Source organism: Phenylobacterium sp. (assembly GCF_004297125.1).
Classification (GTDB): domain Bacteria; phylum Pseudomonadota; class Alphaproteobacteria; order Caulobacterales; family Caulobacteraceae; genus Phenylobacterium.
Genome location: NZ_SCVD01000001.1, coordinates 422265 through 442152 on the forward strand (window position 1 = coordinate 422265; position 19888 = coordinate 442152).

A 19888-nucleotide genomic window follows, 5' to 3' on the forward strand; every position below is an offset into this window, starting at 1 on the left:
CGCGTAGCTGTTCAACATCCGGTTGCGGTTGTCGGTTCCTATGGTTGAAGACTAAATTAGGCAAAACAACGGCAGCCACTTCACTTTCATCGGTAAAGGGCTGCCGCGTTAACTTCTTGTTAAATATTGAGCGACGGATTCCGCTTGAAAACTAGGCGCTAAGCCAGCATTCGCACCTTCGGCTCCCGGTCCCACTGGCGGCTGGCCGCAGGGGCCAGGAACCCGTCCGCACCGCCGGACAGATCGACAATCCCCGCGTCAGCCTGGACGTTGGCCTTGTCGAGCAACGGCTGGGCTTGCGGCGTATGGCCAATGGCCTTGAGGTGGACGAAGGCGTTCGACACGAAGTCGATCGCGGCGCTCTCGCCCAGCAGCTCGGCGCAGCCTTCTTCGGACAACACCAGCGCCACGGCGTCGAACAGCACCGACGGCGTTCCGGCGAGCTGGCCATCGGGCGTCAGGGCCTTGCCGCCCTTCAGCGTCACGCCGCCGACCTTGGGGGCGATGATCTTTACGCTCGCGCCCGCGCCCGTGGCAGCGGCGCGGACAGCCTCGACCATCGCGCCGTCGGCGCCGTCCGTCACGAGGATGCCGACCGCCCGGCCCTGCAGGGTCTCGGGATACTTGCCGACGATACGCAGCGCGGGCGAGGGGGCCATGTCCTGGGGCGGGGCCGCGGCGGCGCTGGCCTTCGGCAGCGGCATGTTCAGCCCGGCGGCCACGCGGGCCGCGAGCTCGGCGTCGACGTTCTGCAGGTTGGCCAGGATACGGCTGCGCACATGCGCAAAGCTGCACTTCGACAGCTCGAAGACCAGGGCGCTGGCCAGGTGGGCCTGCTCGATCTCGGTCTGGGAGCGGTAGAACAGCCGCGCGTGGCTGTAGTGGTCGGCGAAGGTCTCCGCGCGCAGCCGCACCTTGGTCCCCTCGACCGGGAAGGCGGTGCTGCGGAAGCCGCCCTTGGGGTCCTCGCGCGGGCCGCCGATCTCGCCGGCTTCGGCCAGGCTGTTGGGCTCGTAGTTGGCGCGGCCCTTGAACACCTGGGTCTGCATGTGGCCGTCGCGCTGCAGGTTCTGGAAGGGGCAGCCCTTCGGCTGGTTGATGGGGATCTGGTGGAAGTTGACCGTGCCCAGCCGCGAAAGCTGGGTGTCCTGGTACGAGAAGAGCCGCCCCTGCAGCAGCGGGTCCTCGGAGACGTCGATGCCCGGCGGGATGTTGGTCGGCAGGAACGCGGCCTGCTCGGTCTCGGCGAAGAAGTTGTCCGGGTTCCGGTCTAGGACCATGCGACCGATGAACTGGATCGGGACCAGCTCCTCCGGGATCACCTTGGTGGCGTCCAGGATGTCGAAGGGCAGGGCGTCGGCCTCGGCCTGGCTCAGCAGCTGCACGCCGAACTCCCACTCGGGGAAGGCGCCCATGTCGATGGCCTCGAACAGGTCGCGGCGGTGATAGTCCGGATCGGCGCCTGCGATCTTCACCGCCTCGTCCCAGCAGGTGGACTGCGTGCCCAGCTTCGGCCGCCAGTGGAACTTGACGAAGGTCGGCTCGTCCTTGTCGTTCAGCAGCCGGAAGGTGTTGACCCCGAAGCCCTCCATCATCCGCAGCGATCGCGGGATGGTCCGGTCCGACATGGCCCACATGATCATGTGGGTGCTCTCGGGCATGAGGCCGATGAAGTCCCAGAACGTGTCGTGGGCGCTGGCGGCCTGCGGATAGCCGCGGTCGGCCTCCATCTTCACGGCATGGATCAGGTCCGGGAACTTGATGGCGTCCTGGATGAAGAAGACCGGGATGTTGTTGCCGACCAGGTCCCAGTTGCCTTCCTTGGTGTAGAACTTGGTGGCGAAGCCGCGCACGTCGCGCGGCGTGTCCACGGAGCCCGCGCCGCCGGCCACCGTCGAGAAGCGCACGAACACCTCGGTCCGCTCGCCCACCTCGGTGAGGATCCTGGCGCGGGTGTATTTCGACAGCGATTTGGTCAGCTCGAAGAAGCCATGCGCGGCCGAGCCACGGGCGTGGACGATCCGCTCGGGGATCCGCTCATGGTCGAAATGCTGGATCTTCTCGCGGAGAATGAAGTCCTCGAGCAGCGACGGGCCCCGCGCCCCGGCCTTCAGGGAGTTCTGGTTGTCGCTGAGGGGAACGCCGTGGTTTGTGGTCAGTCGGGCGTCCGGCGTGGAGGCCGTCTGGTGCGTCTCGCCGCCGGAGCCGGCGGTCGAGGCGTTGGCGCGCGGAGGCGCGCCCTTGGACGTGGGCATGGCGAAAGGTCCCTGAAGTTGGCGTGGCGATGATCGCTGGCATCGCTAACGCCCCACCCGCGGGATCGTCGCAGGCCCGGGCCTCAGATTTTCGTGGGCTCCGTCAGACGCCGGCCATGCCCCGTCTCGCGGTCGATCGAGGTCTCGGGGGCTGGCCGGGGAGGGCCCGCAGGACGGGCGCCTCCGCCGTCTCGTCGGCCCCGGCGGGGCGAACCCGCGCCGGGAGGAGAGGCTAGACCCGCTCGACGATGATCGCCGGCGCCATGCCGCCAGCGGCGCACATGGTGACCAGGCCGCGCTTGAGGTCGCGGCGCTCCAGCTCGTCGATGATGGTGCCGATCAGGATCGCGCCGGTGGCGCCGATCGGGTGACCGAGCGCCATGGCGCCGCCGTTCACATTGACCTTCTCGCGGTCCAGCTTGAGGTCGCGGATGAACTTCTCGGCGACGACGGCGAAGGCCTCGTTGATCTCCCACAGGTCGATGTCGTCGACGGTGAGGCCGGCCTTCTTGAGCACCTTCAGCGCCGCCGGGACGGGGGCGTTGAGCATCAGGGTCGGGCTGTCGCCCACATTGGCCATGGCGACCACGCGGGCGCGGGCCTTCAGGCCGTGCTTGGCGGCGTACTCCGGCGAGGCCAGCAGCACGGCGCCCGAGCCGTCGACCACGCCCGAGGAGTTCCCGGCGTGGTGGAAATGCTGGATCTTGAGGTCCGGATAGACCTGGTTGATCAGGCCCGCGAAGGTCATGCCGCTGGCGTCGAGCGGTACGTTCGCCATCGCCTCGAACGAGGGCTTCAGGCTGGCCAGGCCCTCACGCGTCGTCTGCGGGCGCGGGAACTCCTCGCGGTCGAGGGCCAGCGAACCGTCCTCGTGGTAGACCGGCACCAGGGCGCGGTCGAAGTGGCCGTTCCGGATGGCGTGGTCGGCGCGCTGCTGGCTGAGCAGGGCCAGATCGTCCAGCGCCTCGCGGCTGATGCCCTCCATCGTCGCGATGGCGTCGGCGCAGATGCCCTGGTGCGACTGGGGGTGCAGCTTGCGCAGGTGGGCGTTGCCGGCGTCCATCAGGGCCGGGCCCTCGAAGAACGCCGCGTGCTGCGGCGCGCTGGCGGCGGTGTAGGACATCATCTCGCAGCCGCCCGCGATGACCAGGTCTTCCATCCCGGACATGATCTGCGCCGCGGCGAGGTTCACGGCGGTGATGCCGGAGCCGCAGAAGCGGTCGAGGGTGACGCCGCTGGCCTTGGTGTCGTAGCCGGCGTCGAGGGCGGCCATGCGGCCCATGTCGTTGCCCTGCTTGCCGCGCTGGGAGGACGTGCCCCAGATGATGTCGTCGACGTCGGCGGTGTTGAGGTCGTTGCGCTTGGCGAGCGCAGCCAGGACCGTGGCGGCCAGGTGCTGCGGATGCTCGTCGGCGAGCGCGCCCTTGCCGACCTTGCCGATGCCCCGGGGGGTGCGGGCGGAGTCGATGATCAGGGCTTCGGGCATGGTCTTTCCTCGCGAGCTTCGTTCGTTGTCCGCAGGTTCTTCCCCGTCCGTAAGGTCAGTCTAGGGGCAATCGCGCGCGACGCGCGTAGCCGCACGACTCCCCGGATTTCGAAATCAGGGTATGAAATAGGCCTGCAAGGTTCGGCCTGCAGGCTGATGGGAAGGCGGGGCGCGGAGACGCCGCCAAGGGGAGACGATCATGAAGACAAAGCTGTTCGCGCTGGCGGCCTTCGGGGCGCTGATCGCCGGGCCGGCGCTGGCCCGTGAGGTGGGCGGGGTGGCCTGCGCCACGCCACAGCCGGTGCGCTGCGACGGTGAAGCCTGTATTGCGGCGCTGGCCGACCTGGGCAACGCCACCGACGCGAAGACGGGCCGGAAGTTCTTCCTGGACTATCCGTGCGACCTGAAGCCCGGTGAGAAGGTGACCTTCATCCTGAACCTGCACGGCGCGGGTTCGGTGGGGAACTGGCAGCGCCACTACTTCCCGGCCTCGGACTACGTGCAGAAGTACCGGCTGGTGGTGGCGACGCCGACGGCGGCGACCACCTCGCCGGTGCGCCGCTGGGACGGGACGGCGGACGACGCCTATCTGCAGAACATCAGCGACTTCGTCTTCGACGCGTTCGGCAAGGCCAACATCCGGTCGATGTGGCTGGCCGGTCATAGCCAGGGCGGGTTCACCTCGCGCCGGATCGTCTGCAGCGACTATTTCAGGGGCAAGGTGGACGGCTGGCTCAGCCTGTCCGGCGGCCGCATCGGCCAGGCGCCGTTCGTGAAGCAGTTCGGCCCGCCGAAGCCCGACGGTTCGCCGCCGGATCCGCGTCCGGCCGGCGCGACCCCGCTGAGCGCCGACACGCCGCCCGCCTGCGATTTCTCCCATATCTTCGAGGTGGGCCAGTGGGAGATCGAAAGCCTGCCGGCCACCTCGACCTGGGCCGACAAGTACCGCTGCGGTCCGCGCATCCGCGCGAAGGACATCGTCGACGCCAAGCCCGGCCATGTCTGGGACTACGCCCGCGCCGGCTATAAGGTCTGGGGCATGAAGGCCCGGCCCGGGACCGCCGAGGTCTACGACTATCCGAAGTGCCGGGACGGCCGCGTGGTCGCCGACGTTGTGCGGATGGACAAGGGCCATACCGAGGGGCTGGAGCCGAACGTCACCGAGGCGCTGATCAAGAAGATCGTCGCCGCTCCGGGCGGCAAGGCCCAGTCCGGCGGGACCTAGGCTGGCGGGACCTAGGCCGGCGGGGGCGGGAGGTCTAGCATCGCCCCATGCTGCGCCACGTGAAGTTCGCCAACCTGCCGGTGACCGATCAGGCTCGGGCGCTGGCCTTCTGGCGCGACCGGCTGGGCCTCGCGGTCGCCGCCGACGAGCCGGATGGCGACCTTCGCTGGATCGAGCTCGAGTTGCCGGGCGCCCGCACGAAGATCGTGTTCGTGCGCCGGCCGGACGAGACGCCATCGGAACAGCCGGACCTGATCCTGATCTGCGACGACGTCGACGAGAGCTTCGCCGAGTTGAAGGGCCGGGGCGTGACGTTCACCCAGGCGCCGACGGCGGCGCCCTGGCGGCCGGGCGAGCGCTACGCCCTGTTCCGCGACAGCGAGGGCAATCTCGTCATGCTGGGCAGTTCCTGAGCGCGTCCGGCAGGATGCGGGCCAGGCGCTCGGCCACGGCCTGTTGTCCGGCGGCGTCGGCCAGCAGGTCCTGGCGAACCTCCAGCTCGACGTAGTCCAGGCCGCGCCCGATGGCGTGGTGGGGCACGGTGAAGTCCACCTCGTCCATGCGGTAGGGCTCGTTGTCGCCGACCGCCGCGGCGTCCTCGCCGGCGCGCAGGGCCGCCAGGACCGCCGCGGAAAAGGCGCTGTCCCCCAGGTGCAGCACGCCGAAGCGCCAGGGCCGCTGGAACGCCCGCAACACCGGGGTGAAGGAGTGCAGGGCGACCACGACGGTCGGCAGGCCGCGGGCCGCCCGGGCGTCGAGCTCCCGGGCGATGCGGGCGTGATAGGGCGCGAACACCTCGGACACCCGTGCGGCGCGGTCCGCGGCGGAGAGATCGCGGTTGGCGGCGATCGTCGTGGCGTCGCTTTCGGCGGGGATCGAGTCCGCCCGCGCGGGGTCGCGGTTGCAGTCGATCACCAGGCGCGAATAGCGCTGGCCGATGAAGGTGGCGTCCAGCATGGCGCTCAGCCGTTCGCCCAGTCCGGCGACGCCAATGTCCCAGGCGATGTGACGGCCCAGGTCCGCCTCCGATAGTCCCAGGTCGGCGAGCCGCGTCGGGATGCCGCGGCCGGCATGGTCGCCCAGCAGCAGAAAGGGCGATCTGGCGCCCGAATTGGTAACAACGGCAGCTTCACCATCCGACACGTCGAGGAGCCGCGTGGACCGCGCTTCGGAATCGACGGAGCTATACTGCAATGCCGTTGGTCTCCATCCGTCATCGGACCACCTATCGCTACCGCAACCCGGTGGGGTTCGGCGAGCACCGGGTGATGTATCGGCCGCTGGAAAGCTTCGACCAGCGGATCGTCGAGGCCTCCCTGCAGGTCGGGCCGGAACCGGCGATGCTGCGCCACGTCCAGGAGGCCAGCGGCGCCACGGTGGCGGTCGCCCGGTTCGACGCTCGCGCCGATCGCCTCAGCTTCGAAAGCCAGGTGACCCTGGACCACGCGCCCGAGACGGCCTTCGAGCTTGAAGGCGAGGCGGCGACCATCGGGGTGTCGGCCTTCGCCTACGATCCCGAGGAGGCCGCCGACCTGGCCCGGGCCATGGTCCGCCAGCATGCCGACGCCGGCGAGGTCGAGGCCTGGGCCCGCCGATTCGTGCGGCCGGTCGGGCGGACCCGCCTGTCGACCCTGCTGTCGGACATGACCCACGGCCTGCGCGGTGAGTTCACCTACGCCACACGCCTGGAAGGCGCCCCCCAGACTCCGGCCGAAACCCTGGCGCGCCGCGCCGGGAGCTGCCGCGACTTCGCGGTTCTCATGGCCGAGGCGACCCGCAGCCTCGGCCTCGCGGCGCGTTTCACCTCCGGCTACGTCTATAGCGGATCGCAGAAGGCGGGGCGGACGGGCGGCGGCCACACCCACGCCTGGGTCCGGGTCTACGTCCCCGGCTGCGGTTGGACGGACTTCGACCCGACGAACGGCATCGTGGGCGGCCACGACCTGGTCCGAGTGGCGGAGGTGGTCAATCCGCGCGCGGCCGTGCCTCTGCACGGCGCATGGTCGGGCCTGAGGTCCGATTTCCTCGGCATGGACGTGGATGTCGACGTCAAGGTTTGCGAGGCGGCGCAACCTGCCGCCGAGTTGAGGGTTGCGCACGGGCGATAGTCCTCGGGAGAACGAATGCGCATCCGGTGCGGTTACGAGATCACCTACGAATGCCCCGCGCCGACGCCGATGCTGCTGATGCTCAACGTCAGGCCCGAGCGACTGGCCGATCTCGAAACGCCGGACGTCATCCGCAGCAACCCTCCGATCCACCTCAGCCAGTACCGGGACCAGTTCGGCAATCTGTGCAGCCGGATCCTGGCGCCGGCCGGCCGCCTTACCCTGTCGGCGGACTTCGTGATCCGCGACACCGGCCAGCCGGACGAAGTCTTCCCCGACGCCGAGCAGACGCCGGTCGATCGGTTGCCCGACGACGTGATCGTCTATCTGCTGGGGTCGCGCTACGTCGAGACGCAGGAACTGGGGGACCTGGCCTGGAAGCTGTTCGGCGACATCGCGCCGGGCTGGCCGCGGGCCCAGGCGATCGTGCAGTACGCCCACCAGCGGATCGTCTTCGGCTACGAGCACGCCCGCCCGACCCGCACCGCCACCCAGGCGCATGACGAGCAGCTTGGCGTCTGCCGGGACTACGCGCACCTGGCCATCGCGCTCTGCCGCTGCATGAACATACCGGCGCGCTACTGCACCGGTTACCTCGGCGACATCGGCGTGCCGGCGAATGGGCCCATGGATTTCAGCGCCTGGATGGAGGTCTACCTCGGCGGCGCCTGGCGCACGATGGACGCTCGGCACAACAAGCCGCGCATCGGCCGGGTCATGATGGCCCTCGGCCGCGACGCCACGGACGTCGCGATCACCACCCATTTCGGCCCCGCCACTCTCGCCGACTTCCAGGTCGTCACCGACGAGCTGCCGGGCTGAGCTCTCGGGCGGAGCTCCCTAGGGGCCATAGCCACACGGCATACCCATGCCATGGGGACACCCGATTTTCGAAATATTGGCGTAATGTAGCGAAGCGAAGATGACGGCGCGTTCAACTATTTCGGCGTACCCGAAACTGCGCATTCCTCTGGGGGAGATTTCATGAGCACCGCCCGTCTTGGCGTCCTGGCCCTCCTGGCCTCCACCGCCCTGCTTTCGAGTTGCGCCACCGACACCACGGCCCCCAGCGCGATGGCGCAGGGCTCGGCCGTCAACGCCTCGGCGACCACGCCGGCCAGCGTCGACAACTTCATGCTGGTGGACGCCAATCTCGAGGCGCACGAGCTGTACCGCCTGACCGGCGCGCCGGCGGTGGTGATCGTCACCCAGGCCAATGGCGACGCCGCGATCCGCGGCGCGGCGCCCCAGCTCAAGGCCCTAGCGTCGAGCTATGGCGCCAAGGGCGTCGAATTCCTGCTGCTGAACTCCAGCCTGAAGGACAGCCGCGAGGCGATCCTGGCCGAAGCGGCCAAGGCGGGCCTCGAATTGCCCATCCTGATGGATTCCAACCAGCTGATCGGCGAGAGCCTGGGCGTGACGCGCTCGGCCGAGGCGTTCGTGATCAATCCGAAGACCTGGACGGTCGCCTACCGCGGCCCGGTCGTGGGCGTGGGCGCGGCGCTGGACGCGCTGGCCGCCGGCCAGCCGGTCCCAGCCTCCACCGTGGCCCTGAACGGGGCGGCGATCGCCTTCCCCGAACGCGGCGCCGGCGCCAAGCTCACCTACGTGAAGGACGTGGCCCCGATCCTGGAGGCCAAGTGCGTGGCCTGCCACCAGGAAGGCGGCATCGGTCCTTTCGCCATGAGCAACTACGACATGGTCAAGGGCTTCTCGCCGATGATACGCGAGGTGATCCGCACCGACCGGATGCCGCCCTACAACGCCGACCCGCACGTCGGGAAATTCTCGGACGACAAGAACCTGTCGCCGGCCGAGATCAAGACCCTGGTCCACTGGATCGAGGCCGGCGCGCCGCGCGGGGAGGGCAAGGACCCGCTCGGCTCGGTCAAGCACGTCGCCGCGGAATGGCCGCTGGGCAAGCCCGACCTGATCCTCACCATCCCGTCTTTCAAGGTGCCGGCTTCCGGCATCGTCGATTACCAGCGCCCGGCCATCGCCAATCCGGCCACCGAGGGCCGCTGGATCCGCGCCACGACCGTGAAGCCGGGCGACCGCCAGTCGGTTCACCATATCCTGACCGGCTGGATGTCGGAGATGCCGGCCAACGGCCAGTCGTCCGAGACCCGCTGGCGGGGTTCGGTGGGCGGCTATGCGGTGGGCGCCGAGTCGAACGTCTACGCGCCGAACGTCGGCAGCTACCTGCCCAAGGGCGGCGCCATCGGCTTCCAGATGCACTACACGCCCTACGGCAAGGAGGCGGTCGATAACTCGCAGATCGGCGTCTATTTCTACGACAAGCCGCCGGAGCTGATGATGCGCAACGTGGTGGTCATCGACCCCACGATCACCATCGCCCCGAATACGGCGCGCCACAAGGAAGTGGCCTACGTCGAATTCCCGAACGACGCGCTGCTGTACTCGGCCTTCCCGCACGCCCACTACCGGGCCTATGCCAACGACCTGTGGCTGCAGACACCGGACGGCAAGAAGACGCTGCTGCTCAGCATGCCCCGCTACGATTTCAACTGGCAGCGGGCCTACACCTTCGAGAAGCCGATCAAGATCCCGGCGGGTTCGCGGATCATCGCGAACTACACCTACGATAATTCCAAGCGAAACCCGTCGAACCCCGACCCGACGATCAAGGTCACCTGGGGCGAGCAGAGCCACGAGGAGATGCTGTTCACCTCGCTGTCGTTCCGCTGGCTGGACGAGACGGCGGCCAAGCAGGTCGACTCTGACGCCCGCTTCGCCAAGACCCGCCTGATGGGGATGATGGACGACAACCTGGACGGCAAGCTGCAGAAGGCCGAAGCCAAGGGCCAGATGGGCACGATGATCGCCGGCTATTTCGACCGCATCGACGCCAATAAGGACGGCTCGCTGGACAAGGCCGAACTGGCAGCGGCTCAGGCCCTTCTGCCTGGCCGTCGCGGCCGCGCGGCCGAAGCCAGCAACGCCTCCCGGCAACTGACCGGCGGACGGTAACGCGGACGGAACGGAGGGGCCGTGCGCCCCACCGCGCCCGCCCTGCGGCAGCGCCGCGGCGGGTGGCGGGCGGCGCCTCAATCCCGCCACCCGTGGAAGGCCTAGTGGGAGGATGCGTCCTGGAGTTCTTCCTGCGGTCCTTCTTGCCTGGGCGGTGGCGAGCGGTAGCCTTGCTGCCGAGCGCGTGAATCGCGAGGGACGGTCCGACATGCGCGACAGTCGGCTTGTCGCAAAGGAGACCAACCCGTCGTTCAGACCACGCCCTGGCGCTGACATCGCGTTAAAGGGGAGTTTCTTGCCAACGCAACCTAAGCAGAGCAGTGTTGCGCGAAGCTTTGCTTTGGGGGCGGGAAATGAAGCGGGGAGTGCTGCTGGTTGTGTGCGTCGGCCAGCTGGCGCCGACGGGCCAAGCGTATGCGCAGAAGATCAACGCGGGCGAACGGCAAGACCTTCGCGAGCGCCCTGATCGCGGGGTCGGGCGGGAGAGTCAGTTCAAGGCGTCCGACGGCAAGGCGGCCGGCCCACTGACGGCGACGTTTTCTTTCAGCGCAGCCTACACAAGTAACGCCGGCGCCACGGACGAGGACGAGGTCGCTTCGCCATATGCCACGCCCGGCCTGGCCATAAAGTACAAGCAGGCGAACCTTCTTGCGGACTGGGGCTTGTCAGCGGCGGCTGGGCTCGACGGAGACCTCTACGACAAGGACGGCTATGACGAGAGCCGCTTCGACTGGAATATCGCGGCGTTTCGGTCCGTGCGCGGAGGCGTTCTGAGCATCAAGCATCGCGTGCTGGATACTTATAGCCGCGATTTCGACGACCGAACCGCCCACGTAAAGCGGACAAGCGTGAACTATGAGGGGGAAATCTCAGGTGGTCCCAGCTACATGGTGACCGTCGAGTATCAGACGTCGCCGGACCCGAACTCGCGACGCAGCCGCTTTCAGCTCTACTTGTCTAAAGACGTGGCGACGCCGTGGGCCGGTTGGATGCTCGGCCTCGAGGAGACGTTGGCGCTCTTTGACTACCGCGCTGGTGACAACAGGACGCGGGAAGATGTCTTCTCGAAGACGGAATTCACCCTGGCCAGGGAGGTCACAGCCTCCGCGCTGAATGCTCCGGTTAAGGTCGGAGCAAAGGCCGCTGTCGGCTGGAACGATTCAAGTCGGTCTGGAAAGGACTACATTGCGTTCGAGGTCGGCCCGCTGATCGAGGTCAAGTTCTAGGGCCAAGACGGCCGCAATGTAGCGCCTGCCCTCTACTGCGCCGCCTGTTCCTGGGCGTAGCCGAGCTGTTCGTTGAGGCGGTCCAGGACCGTGATCGCCGCCTCGGGAATCACCGTGCCCGGCGCGAAGACCGCGGCGACGCCCATCTCCTCCAGCGCCTTGAAGTCCTCGGGCGGGATCACGCCGCCCACGAACACCAGGATGTCGGGTCGGCCCAGCTTCTTCAGCTCGGCCTTCAGCTCGGGCACCAGGGTCAGGTGGCCCGCGGCGAGCGAGCTCGCGCCCACCGCATGGACGCCGGTCTCCACGGCCTCGGCGGCGGCCTCGGCCGGCGTCTGGAACAGGTCGCCGATCTCGACCTCGAAGCCCAGGTCGGCGAAGCCGGAGGCGATCACCTTCTGGCCGCGGTCGTGGCCGTCCTGGCCCATCTTGGCGACCATGATCCGGGGCTTCTTGCCGTCGGCCTGCAGGAAGGCCTCGGTCATGGCCCGGGCGCGGTCCGAGGCGGGCGTGCTGCCGGCCTCGCGCAGGTAGACACCCTTCACGGCGTCGGCGTGGGCCTTGTGGCGGTTGAACACCTTTTCCAGCGCGAAGCTGATCTCGCCGACGGTGGCCTTGGCGCGGGCGGCGTCGACCGCGAGCGCCAGCAGGTTGGCCTTGCCGGACGCGCCGGCGGTCAGCGCGTCGAGGGCGGCGGCCACCGCCTCCGGGTCGCGCTCGGCTTTCAGGCGGCGCAGCTTCTCGAGCTGGGCCGCGCGCACGGCGCTGTTGTCGACCTTCAGCATCGGGATCACGTCGGGCACGTCGGGACGGTAGCGGTTCACGCCCACCACGCTCTGCTTGCCTGAGTCGATGCGCGCCTGGATGCGGGCCGAGGCCTCCTCGATCCGGCGCTTGGGCAGGCCCTCCTCGATCGCCTTGGCCATGCCGCCCAGGGCTTCCACCTCGGCGATGTGGGTCAGGGCCCGCTCGGCGAGGTCGGCGGTCAGCCGCTCGACGTAGTAGCTGCCGCCCCAGGGGTCCACGACGCGGGTCTGGCCGCTCTCGATCTGCAGGAAGAGCTGGGTGTTGCGCGCGATCCGGGCCGAGAAATCGGTCGGCAGGGCCAGGGCCTCGTCCAGCGAGTTGGTGTGCAGGCTCTGGGTCTGGCCGCCCGTGGCGCCCATGGCCTCGATCGCCGTTCGCGGCACATTGTTGAACACGTCCTGGGCCGCCAGCGACCAGCCGCTGGTCTGGGTGTGGGCGCGCAGGGCCAGCGAGCGGGCGTCCTTCGGGTCGAACTCGGCCTTCATCAGCTTGGCCCAGAGCAGGCGCGACGCGCGCTGCTTGGCGACCTCCATGAACATGTTCATGCCGGCGCACCAGAAGAACGACAGGCGCGGCGCGAACTGGTCCACCGTCATGCCGGCCGCGACGCCGGCGCGCACGTACTCGATCCCGTCGGCCAAGGTGTAGGCCAGCTCCAGGTCCAGCGTCGCCCCGGCTTCCTGCATGTGGTAGCCGCTGATCGAGATCGAGTTGAACCGCGGCATCTCCTTGCTCGTGTAAGCAAAGATGTCCGCGATGATCCGCATCGAGGGCCCGGGCGGATAGATGTAGGTGTTCCGGGTCAGGAACTCCTTCAGGATGTCGTTCTGGATCGTGCCGGCCAGCTTCTCGTGCGGCACGCCCTGTTCTTCCGCCGCCACGATGTAGAGCGCCAGGATCGGCAGCACCGCGCCGTTCATCGTCATCGACACGGTCATCTTGTCGAGCGGGATGCCGTCGAACAGGGTCCGCATGTCGTAGATGGAATCGATGGCGACGCCGGCCATGCCCACGTCGCCGGTCACCCGCGGATGGTCGCTGTCGTAGCCGCGGTGGGTCGCCAGGTCGAAGGCGATGGAGAGGCCCATCTGACCGGCCGCCAGGTTGCGGCGGTAGAAGGCGTTGGAGTCCTCCGCCGTGGAGAAGCCCGCGTACTGGCGAATCGTCCACGGGTTGGTGGCGTACATGGTCGGGTAGGGGCCGCGCACGAACGGCGCCAGGCCCGGGAAGCCGGCCAGGGCTGTCAGGCCCTCGATGTCGGCCGCGTCATAGGCCGGCCGGATGGCGATGCCTTCGGGCGTAGACCAGGGCTCGCCCGTGGGCTTCGCGATCGCGCCGATGTCGCCATCGAAGGGCAGGGTGGAGAAGTCGGGGAACGGGCTCACGCGGCGGCCTCATGCTTCTCGGAGAGCCGCACGGGGGGCAGGGCGGCGCATTTGCCGTCCGGTCCCGGCAGCCTCGCAGTGGACGGGTCGAGCGCCGCGGGCGCAGCCGTCTCGACATCCGCCGGCGCGGCGTCGGTCGGTGGGAAGACGGTGACGCCCAGGATCTTCGGATCGCCCCGGGCGGCGACGGCGGCCTCCACGTCGCGGGCGACGAGGCCGTTCTCCAGCGCCGCGATGATGCCGCCGGCCGCCTCGATGGCCTGCAGGCGGTCCCAGGCTGCGCGCGCGATCTGGTCGGTCAGCGTCTCGAGGTAGCCCGAGCCGGCGGCGGGATCGGCGACGCGGCCCACGGCGGCCTCTTCCATCAGAACGAGCTGGGTATTGCGGCTCTGGCGGCGGCCGAAGGCGGTGGGCAGGCCCACGGCGTCGGTGAAGGTCCCCAGCACCACGGCGTCGGCTCCCCCGGCCGCGGCGCCGAAGCCGGCGGCGGTCAGGCGGATCATGTTGGTCCAGGGGTCCTGGGCCGTGATCATCCGCCGCGACGAGCGCGCCTCGATCCGGGCCTGGGCCGCCGCGCCCGACGCGGTGGCGACGCGGGCGAAGACGGCGCGGGCGGCGCGCAGCTTGGCCAGGGTCAGGAAATAGTCGGCGTCGGCGCTCAGGCCCAGCGTGATCCGGGCGAAGGCCTCGGCGACGGGCAGGCCGGCGCGCACCAGGGCCTTGGCGTAGGCGATGGCCGAGGCGGCGGCCACCGCCACCTCCAGCGCCTCGCCGCCGCCCGCCTCGTGGGCGACGCGGCCGGAGGCCAGGAAGAGCTGCGCCTGGGGATAGGTCTGGGCCAGGCGCGTGGCCACGGTGGCGGCGCTGAACAGATGGCTCTCGATCGGACCGGGGCTGGCGCCTGCTTCGGCGAAGGCGCTCAGCGGATCGAGGTTGAAGTTCAGCTTCGCCCCCGGCGACGACTTGGCCACCGCGTGCAGCGCGTCGGCCGCCTTGGGGCCCAGGAAACCGGCGTCGAGACCCACGGGCGCCAGCTCGACGATGACGTCCTTCAGCGCCCGGCCGAGCGCCTCGGCGGCGGCATGACCCTTCACGATGACCGAGGCCGCGCCGCCCTCGAGGTCGGCCAGCAGCTCGGCGTTGACCCGGGCCGCGTCGGGGTGGGCCGAGACGACGCGGATGTCCCAGGGACGCTCGCCGTCGAACGCCCGCGCCGGGAAGGCCGCCGGGTTGTCGGCCGCCGCGTAGAGGGGCGCGATCTGCAGGCCTTCGACCGTGGACTTCGTCAGGCTTTCGAAGGGCTTGTCGCCCAGCGTCTTGGCCACGAGGGCGCGCCAGGCGCCCTCTCCGGCAGGCGGGATTCCGGGGTCCAGAAGGGCAGCGTCAGCCATGCGGGGAATTGCGCCCCCGCACGCGCGGGCGTCAAGTTCACGCAAGGGGAGCGAGGGGCCTTACGAGGGGATGACCGCCAGCGCGTCGCGGACGATCCGCCACACGCGCTTGGGTGGGATGTACTCGCGGTTGGGGATCGCCTCGCTGTCTCCGCCCAGCAGGACCGCCGCGATGTCCGCGGCCATGGCGGGGCTGTTGATGTAATAGCTGTGGCCCACCAGCTTGTCGGCGCTCATGGCCACGTTGCGGCAATCGACCAGCTCCACCTTCTTCGGGATCAGGTCGATCAGGCGCGGGCCGTCCGAGCCCAGGCGGTCGGGGTTGGACTTGGTCTTGTCCGAGACGATCAGCGCGCGGTCGTTGCGGTTGAAATAGACCGTCACCCGCCGGCCCATGCGCGGCAGCAGGCGCAGCTTCTGGTCGGTCTCGAAGGTGTCGTCGTCCTCGTCGGGCGCCGCCAGGATGATCTGGTCGAACAGGCGCGTCAGCTTCTTGGCGTCCTTGGCCAGGATCGCCTGCAGGCCGTTTCTCAGGACGTAGGCGCCCATGCTGTGGGCCATGAGGTGCAGGCAGCGCTGGCAATGCTCCTCCTCGCCCAGCTCGGCCACGAACTCCAGCATCTTGAGATAGGCGCGGGCCAGCGCCGGGCCGGAGGCGCGGGCGTCCTCCCGGTCGCTGTAGTAGGACATCCACGGCACCTTCTCGCCGTCCGACGGCCAGCTGAACACCACGACGTTCATCTCACCGCCGCCGACCTTGACCTGATCGGCCAGCTGCGCGGCGGCGTCGAGGGCGCCCATGAAGCTGACGTTGAAGCCGTGGACGAAAACCAGGGTGTCGGTGCGTTTGCCGGCCATCGCCTTGTGCAGGTCGCCCAGCAGGTTGCGAGAGCCGCCGGCCTCGTCCTTCGGGCCGGTGATGTCGTCGTAGACGGTGACGCCCTTCAGGCTGGGACCCTGGTCTCCGCGCGTGAACTCGGCGTAGCCGAAGCGCAGGGCGGCCACGCCGTCCGGATTGAAGTGCTTTCCGAAGACCACCAGCTTGTTCTCCGGCTGATAGTTCCGGTTGGTGGCGAAGTAGACCTTGATATCGGCCATGCGGAGCCTCCAGGGGTGAAGCACCGCCATCTTGGCCAACTCACAGTCGAACCGGCAACGTTGTTCTATCGGAGCGCGCTTGGCCGCCGTGGGGTCAGGTCGTCAACATCGCGGCGAGGGCAGGGTGTTGCCCGAAGGCTCCCATTTGCGTACAACGTAAACCTAACAATCGTTCGAGGACCCGCTCATGGCCCTTCCGCCCATTCTCCGCGACCGTCTCCGCTTGCCGGTGATCGGCAGCCCGCTGTTCATCATCTCGGTGCCCGACCTGGTGATCGCCCAGTGCAAGGCGGGCATCGTGGGCTCGTTCCCGGCCCTGAATGCCCGGCCGGCCTCGCTGCTGGACGAGTGGCTGCACCGGATCACCGAGGAACTGGCGGAGTGGGACCGCGACCACCCGGACCAGCCGTCCGCGCCGTTCGCGGTGAACCACATCGTCCACAAGACCAATGACCGGCTGGAGCATGACCTGGAGGCCTCGACCCGCTGGAAGGCCCCCATCGTCATCACCTCCCTGGGCGCGCGGGAGGACGTCAACGCGGCGGTCCACAGCTATGGCGGCGTGGTGCTGCACGACATCATCAACGACCGGTTCGGCCGCAAGGCGGTGGAAAAGGGGGCGGACGGCCTGATCGCCGTGGCCGCGGGCGCCGGCGGCCATGCCGGCCAGCTCTCGCCCTTTGCCCTCGTCCAGGAACTGCGTGAGTGGTTCGACGGACCGATCGCGCTGTCCGGCTCCATCGCCAACGGCCACGCGATCCTGGGCGCCCAGGCCATGGGCGCGGACTTGGCCTACATGGGCTCGGCCTTCATCGCGACCCAGGAGGCCGCCGCCGACCAGAGCTACAAGGACATGATCGTGGCCTCGAGCGGCGACGACATCGTCTACACCAACCTCTTCACCGGGGTGCACGGCAACTATCTGAAGCCCTCCATCCTGGCGGCCGGCATGGACCCCGACGACCTGCCGAAGTCGGACCCGTCGGCCATGAACTTCGGTTCGGGCGGCAACCAGAAGTCCAAGGCCTGGCGCGACATCTGGGGCTGCGGCCAGGGCATCGGCGCCGTGAAGGGCGTGCCCAGCGTGCGTGAACTCGTGGACCGCCTCTCCGACGAGTACGAAGCCGCGAAAGCCGAACTGGCCACCAAGACGTCATTCACCCGCGGCCGGGTGTTGATGGCGGCGGAGTAGCGTTCAGAAAATCTACGCCGCACTCCAGCTTAATCCCATTTAGCCGATGGGATTAGAGGGTCTAGAGTCTCCTCAACCAGAACGAGGGGACTTCAGATGACTACGCCTGCGCTTCGTCCAGCCGCATCCGCCGCCCTGCTGGGTTTTCTGCTCTGCGGCGTTGCGCCTGCGGCCGTCGCGCAAACCGCGGCCGTGACGGGGCGGGGTGTGGACGCGGCCGCCGAGGCGGGGGAGGCCGATACGAACGCCGGCGCCACGGTCGGCGAGGTGACCGTCACCGCCCGTCGGCGCGAGGAAACCGTGCAGTCGGTGCCGCTCGCCGTCTCGGTCGTCAGTGGGGACAAGGTGGATGCGACGGGCGCGTTCAACGTCGGCCGGCTTCAGCAGCTCACGCCGACCCTGCAGTATTACTCCTCGAACCCGCGCAACACGGCGGTCAACATCCGCGGCCTGGGCGTTCCGTTCGGCCTGACCAGCGACGGCTTCGAGCAGGGCGTCGGCTTCTATATCGACGACGTCTACAACGCCCGGGTCGCCACCGCGACGTTCGACTTCCTCGACGTCTCGCGGATCGAGGTGCTGCGCGGCCCGCAGGGCACGCTCTACGGCAAGAACACCACCGCCGGCGCGGTCAACATCACCACCAATCAGCCGACCTTCGACTTCGAGGCCAAGGCCGAGGTGTCGGTCGGTAGCCTCGCCTTCAAGCAGGCCAAGGCCGCCATCTCGGGCCCGCTGACCGACACGATCGCGGCGCGCCTCGCGATCTCGACCACCACCCGGCGCGGCGCGATCTACAACGTGACCAGCCGCCAGCACGTCAATGCGCAGGACAACCTCGGCGTCCGCGGCCAGATTCTCTACAAGCCCAGCGACGACCTCGCGGTGACCTTCGCAGCGGACTACAGCAGGCAGGATGCGGAGTGCTGCGCCCAGATCTTCGTGCGCACGGGCGCGACCCAGCGCCCGCTGAACCGCCAGTACGCCGCCCTGGCCGCCGCGCAGGGCTACACGGTGGTCAGCACCAATCCCTTCGACCGGCTGACCGACGTCGACGCCAATCTCAACGCGGGCAACAAGATCGGCGGCGCCTCGGCCCGCGTGGTCTGGAGCGTCGGGCCGGGGACGCTGACGTCCATTACGGCCTGGCGCTTCTGGGACTGGAAGCCGGAGAACGACCGCGACTTCCTTGGGCTCTCGATCGTCTCCAAGTCGCAGAATCCGTCGCAGCAGGACCAGTACAGCCAAGAGCTGCGCTACAACTACGGGACCGAGCGCTATGACCTCGTGGTCGGCGCTTTCGCCTTCAAGCAACGGATCGACACCCAGGGGACCGAGCAGCAGGGCCCGGCGTCCAGCCGCTGGAACATCGCGCCCAGCAACGTCCTGTCGAACGATCCGACCGTTCTCGACGGCCTCGTGGCCAAGAACACCCAGTATCTCAAGAACATCAGCTTCGCCCTGTTCGGGCAGCTGAGCTGGAAGGTAACCGAGGACTTCACGATCCAGCCGGGCGTCCGGCTCAACTACGACAAGAAGGAAGGCTACTATCAGCGCCTGGTCTTCGACGGTCAGGGCGTTCCGGTCCTGCTCGGCCAGACCGGCGCCCGGCGGGCCGCCCAACTCGCCGTCTTCACCCCGCAGCTCAGCGAGCCCAGCTTCGACGACTGGAACTTCAGCTACGACCTGACGGCCAGCTACAGGATCGCGCCCGATATCCTCGGCTACGCGACCTACGCCAAGAGCTTCAAGAGCGGCGGGATCAACCAGAACGGCCTGCCGACCGATGCGGCCGGCAATCCGATCCTGGCGGCGGGCGCCATCAAGCCCGAGGATGTCGATCACTTCGAGGCGGGCCTCAAGACCCAGTTCTGGGACCGCCGCGCGACTCTCAACCTCTCGGCCTTCCGCACCGACATCAAGGACTACCAGGCGACGGTGACCAACGGTCAGCTCGGTGTGCTGCGCGGCTACCTCGCCAACGCCGGCAAGGTCCGCAGCCAGGGCTTCGAGTTCGACTTCCAGGTCCGGCCGAACGAGCGGTTCACCGCCTACGCCAACGGCGCCTACACCGACGCGACCTATCGCAAGTTCGTCGATGCGCCGTGCCCGCCGGAGCTGTCGGGCGGCACGACCGTCGCCGCCGGCCAGACGCCCAGTGCGCCCGGTACGCCTGGCGGCCTGAGCCCGGCCAATTGCGACATCTCCGGCCAGCGCCTGCCGGGGGTCTCGAAGTGGGCCTTCTCGTTCGGCGCGGAGGCCAATGTCCCGGCCACCTTCCTGGGCGCCGAGGGTGAAGCCTATCTGGGCTACGACGGCAGCTACCGCTCCAACTTCTCGTCCAACCCCTCGCCGTCGATCTACACCTGGGTGGACGGCTACTCGCTGTCGAACTTCCGGGCCGGATTCCGGACTCCCGACGGCCTGAACCTCTATGCCTGGGTGCGCAACGCCTTCGACGAGGACTACTTCGAACTGCTCGCCGTCGGCCCCAGCAACACCGGCCTGATCGCCGGCCAGCCCGGCGATCCGCGAACCTGGGGCGTGACCCTCAGGACCGCCTTCTGACGGCCCCGGCGGGCGGTCGCAGAAAAACTGCGGTCGCCTTCACGTTAATCCCATTTCACCGATGGGATTTATCTGGCTAGTTCGGGCTTGGCTCGGCCGGCGCTGCGGCGCCTCGGGCCTCCGTCTGCGTTCTAGGTTCGCCCATCCCAGGAACTC

14 protein-coding genes are annotated in these 19888 nt (G+C 68.6%); 8 read left to right on the forward strand and 6 right to left on the reverse strand.

Annotation, left to right across the window (positions count from 1 at the left end; translation table 11 throughout):
- Window positions 1–158: 158 nt before the first annotated feature.
- Both EPO51_RS02015 and EPO51_RS02020 read right to left on the reverse strand, forming a co-directional pair.
- Window positions 159–2255: a catalase gene (locus EPO51_RS02015; protein ID WP_293345428.1), complete on the reverse strand. Its 2097-nt coding sequence runs from the start codon at window positions 2253–2255 to the stop codon at window positions 159–161.
- Between the two features lie 232 nt (window positions 2256–2487).
- Window positions 2488–3741: an acetyl-CoA C-acetyltransferase gene (locus tag EPO51_RS02020; protein ID WP_293345430.1), complete on the reverse strand. Its 1254-nt coding sequence runs from the start codon at window positions 3739–3741 to the stop codon at window positions 2488–2490.
- A gap of 199 nt (window positions 3742–3940) precedes the next feature.
- On the opposite strand from EPO51_RS02020, the gene EPO51_RS02025 reads away from it, so the two are divergent.
- Window positions 3941–4966, forward strand: a complete 1026-nt coding sequence (locus tag EPO51_RS02025; RefSeq protein WP_293345432.1) for a hypothetical protein — start codon at window positions 3941–3943, stop codon at window positions 4964–4966.
- Window positions 4967–5013: 47 nt separating this feature from the next.
- Complete coding sequence (locus EPO51_RS02030) at window positions 5014–5379, forward strand: VOC family protein (protein ID WP_293345434.1); 366 nt, start codon at window positions 5014–5016, stop codon at window positions 5377–5379.
- On the opposite strand, the gene EPO51_RS02035 is transcribed toward EPO51_RS02030, so the two are convergent.
- Complete coding sequence (locus EPO51_RS02035) at window positions 5360–6160, reverse strand: N-formylglutamate amidohydrolase (protein ID WP_293345436.1); 801 nt, start codon at window positions 6158–6160, stop codon at window positions 5360–5362. The two genes, EPO51_RS02030 and EPO51_RS02035, sit on opposite strands and share 20 nt — an antisense overlap.
- Between EPO51_RS02035 and EPO51_RS02040 the strand changes: the two genes are divergently transcribed.
- The 4 genes from EPO51_RS02040 (at window position 6160) to EPO51_RS02055 (ending at window position 11291) form a co-directional block, all read left to right on the forward strand.
- On the forward strand, window positions 6160–7074 hold the full coding sequence (locus EPO51_RS02040) for a transglutaminase family protein (protein WP_293345438.1): 915 nt from the start codon (window positions 6160–6162) through the stop codon (window positions 7072–7074). The two genes, EPO51_RS02035 and EPO51_RS02040, sit on opposite strands and share 1 nt — an antisense overlap.
- A gap of 15 nt (window positions 7075–7089) precedes the next feature.
- Window positions 7090–7896 (forward strand): transglutaminase-like domain-containing protein, encoded by an 807-nt coding sequence (locus EPO51_RS02045; RefSeq protein ID WP_293345440.1) that lies wholly within the window; start codon window positions 7090–7092, stop codon window positions 7894–7896.
- 162 nt (window positions 7897–8058) lie between these two features.
- Window positions 8059–10065, forward strand: coding sequence for a redoxin domain-containing protein (locus EPO51_RS02050; RefSeq protein ID WP_293345442.1), 2007 nt, complete (start codon window positions 8059–8061; stop codon window positions 10063–10065).
- A gap of 365 nt (window positions 10066–10430) precedes the next feature.
- Window positions 10431–11291 (forward strand): hypothetical protein, encoded by an 861-nt coding sequence (locus tag EPO51_RS02055; protein WP_293345444.1) that lies wholly within the window; start codon window positions 10431–10433, stop codon window positions 11289–11291.
- Between the two features lie 32 nt (window positions 11292–11323).
- Here the strand turns inward: EPO51_RS02055 and scpA are convergent, their stop codons facing one another.
- Genes scpA through EPO51_RS02070 form a run of 3 tightly spaced genes read right to left on the reverse strand, consistent with a single transcriptional unit; the run spans window position 11324 to window position 15972 of the window.
- Window positions 11324–13483 (reverse strand): methylmalonyl-CoA mutase, encoded by a 2160-nt coding sequence (gene scpA / locus EPO51_RS02060; protein WP_293345446.1) that lies wholly within the window; start codon window positions 13481–13483, stop codon window positions 11324–11326.
- Window positions 13480–14874 carry a methylmalonyl-CoA mutase family protein gene (locus EPO51_RS02065; RefSeq protein ID WP_293345448.1) on the reverse strand — a complete coding sequence of 465 codons (1395 nt, stop codon included), beginning with the start codon at window positions 14872–14874 and terminating at the stop codon, window positions 13480–13482. The genes scpA and EPO51_RS02065 overlap by 4 nt, the downstream gene beginning before the upstream one ends.
- 60 nt (window positions 14875–14934) lie before the next feature.
- A complete protein-coding gene (locus EPO51_RS02070; protein WP_293345450.1) occupies window positions 14935–15972 on the reverse strand; it encodes an alpha/beta fold hydrolase in 1038 nt (345 codons plus the stop codon).
- Window positions 15973–16159: 187 nt separating this feature from the next.
- On the opposite strand from EPO51_RS02070, the gene EPO51_RS02075 reads away from it, so the two are divergent.
- Window positions 16160–17164 carry an NAD(P)H-dependent flavin oxidoreductase gene (locus EPO51_RS02075; protein WP_293345452.1) on the forward strand — a complete coding sequence of 335 codons (1005 nt, stop codon included), beginning with the start codon at window positions 16160–16162 and terminating at the stop codon, window positions 17162–17164.
- Window positions 17165–17260: 96 nt separating this feature from the next.
- Window positions 17261–19732 carry a TonB-dependent receptor gene (locus EPO51_RS02080; RefSeq protein WP_363199935.1) on the forward strand — a complete coding sequence of 824 codons (2472 nt, stop codon included), beginning with the start codon at window positions 17261–17263 and terminating at the stop codon, window positions 19730–19732.
- Window positions 19733–19888: the final 156 nt, after the last annotated feature.

Excerpts from the sequence above, each read along its gene's own strand:
- EPO51_RS02075 (WP_293345452.1), top strand. The coding sequence starts at position 16,160 with ATGGCCCTTCCGCCCATTCTCCGCGACCGTCTCCGCTTGCCGGTGATC.
- EPO51_RS02065 (WP_293345448.1), bottom strand. The coding sequence starts at position 14,874 with ATGGCTGACGCTGCCCTTCTGGACCCCGGAATCCCGCCTGCCGGAGAG.
- EPO51_RS02030 (WP_293345434.1), top strand. The coding sequence starts at position 5,014 with ATGCTGCGCCACGTGAAGTTCGCCAACCTGCCGGTGACCGATCAGGCT.
- EPO51_RS02050 (WP_293345442.1), top strand. The coding sequence starts at position 8,059 with ATGAGCACCGCCCGTCTTGGCGTCCTGGCCCTCCTGGCCTCCACCGCC.
- EPO51_RS02025 (WP_293345432.1), top strand. The coding sequence starts at position 3,941 with ATGAAGACAAAGCTGTTCGCGCTGGCGGCCTTCGGGGCGCTGATCGCC.
- EPO51_RS02080 (WP_363199935.1), top strand. The coding sequence starts at position 17,261 with ATGACTACGCCTGCGCTTCGTCCAGCCGCATCCGCCGCCCTGCTGGGT.
- EPO51_RS02015 (WP_293345428.1), bottom strand. The coding sequence starts at position 2,255 with ATGCCCACGTCCAAGGGCGCGCCTCCGCGCGCCAACGCCTCGACCGCC.
- EPO51_RS02070 (WP_293345450.1), bottom strand. The coding sequence starts at position 15,972 with ATGGCCGATATCAAGGTCTACTTCGCCACCAACCGGAACTATCAGCCG.
- EPO51_RS02045 (WP_293345440.1), top strand. The coding sequence starts at position 7,090 with ATGCGCATCCGGTGCGGTTACGAGATCACCTACGAATGCCCCGCGCCG.
- EPO51_RS02020 (WP_293345430.1), bottom strand. The coding sequence starts at position 3,741 with ATGCCCGAAGCCCTGATCATCGACTCCGCCCGCACCCCCCGGGGCATC.
- EPO51_RS02040 (WP_293345438.1), top strand. The coding sequence starts at position 6,160 with ATGCCGTTGGTCTCCATCCGTCATCGGACCACCTATCGCTACCGCAAC.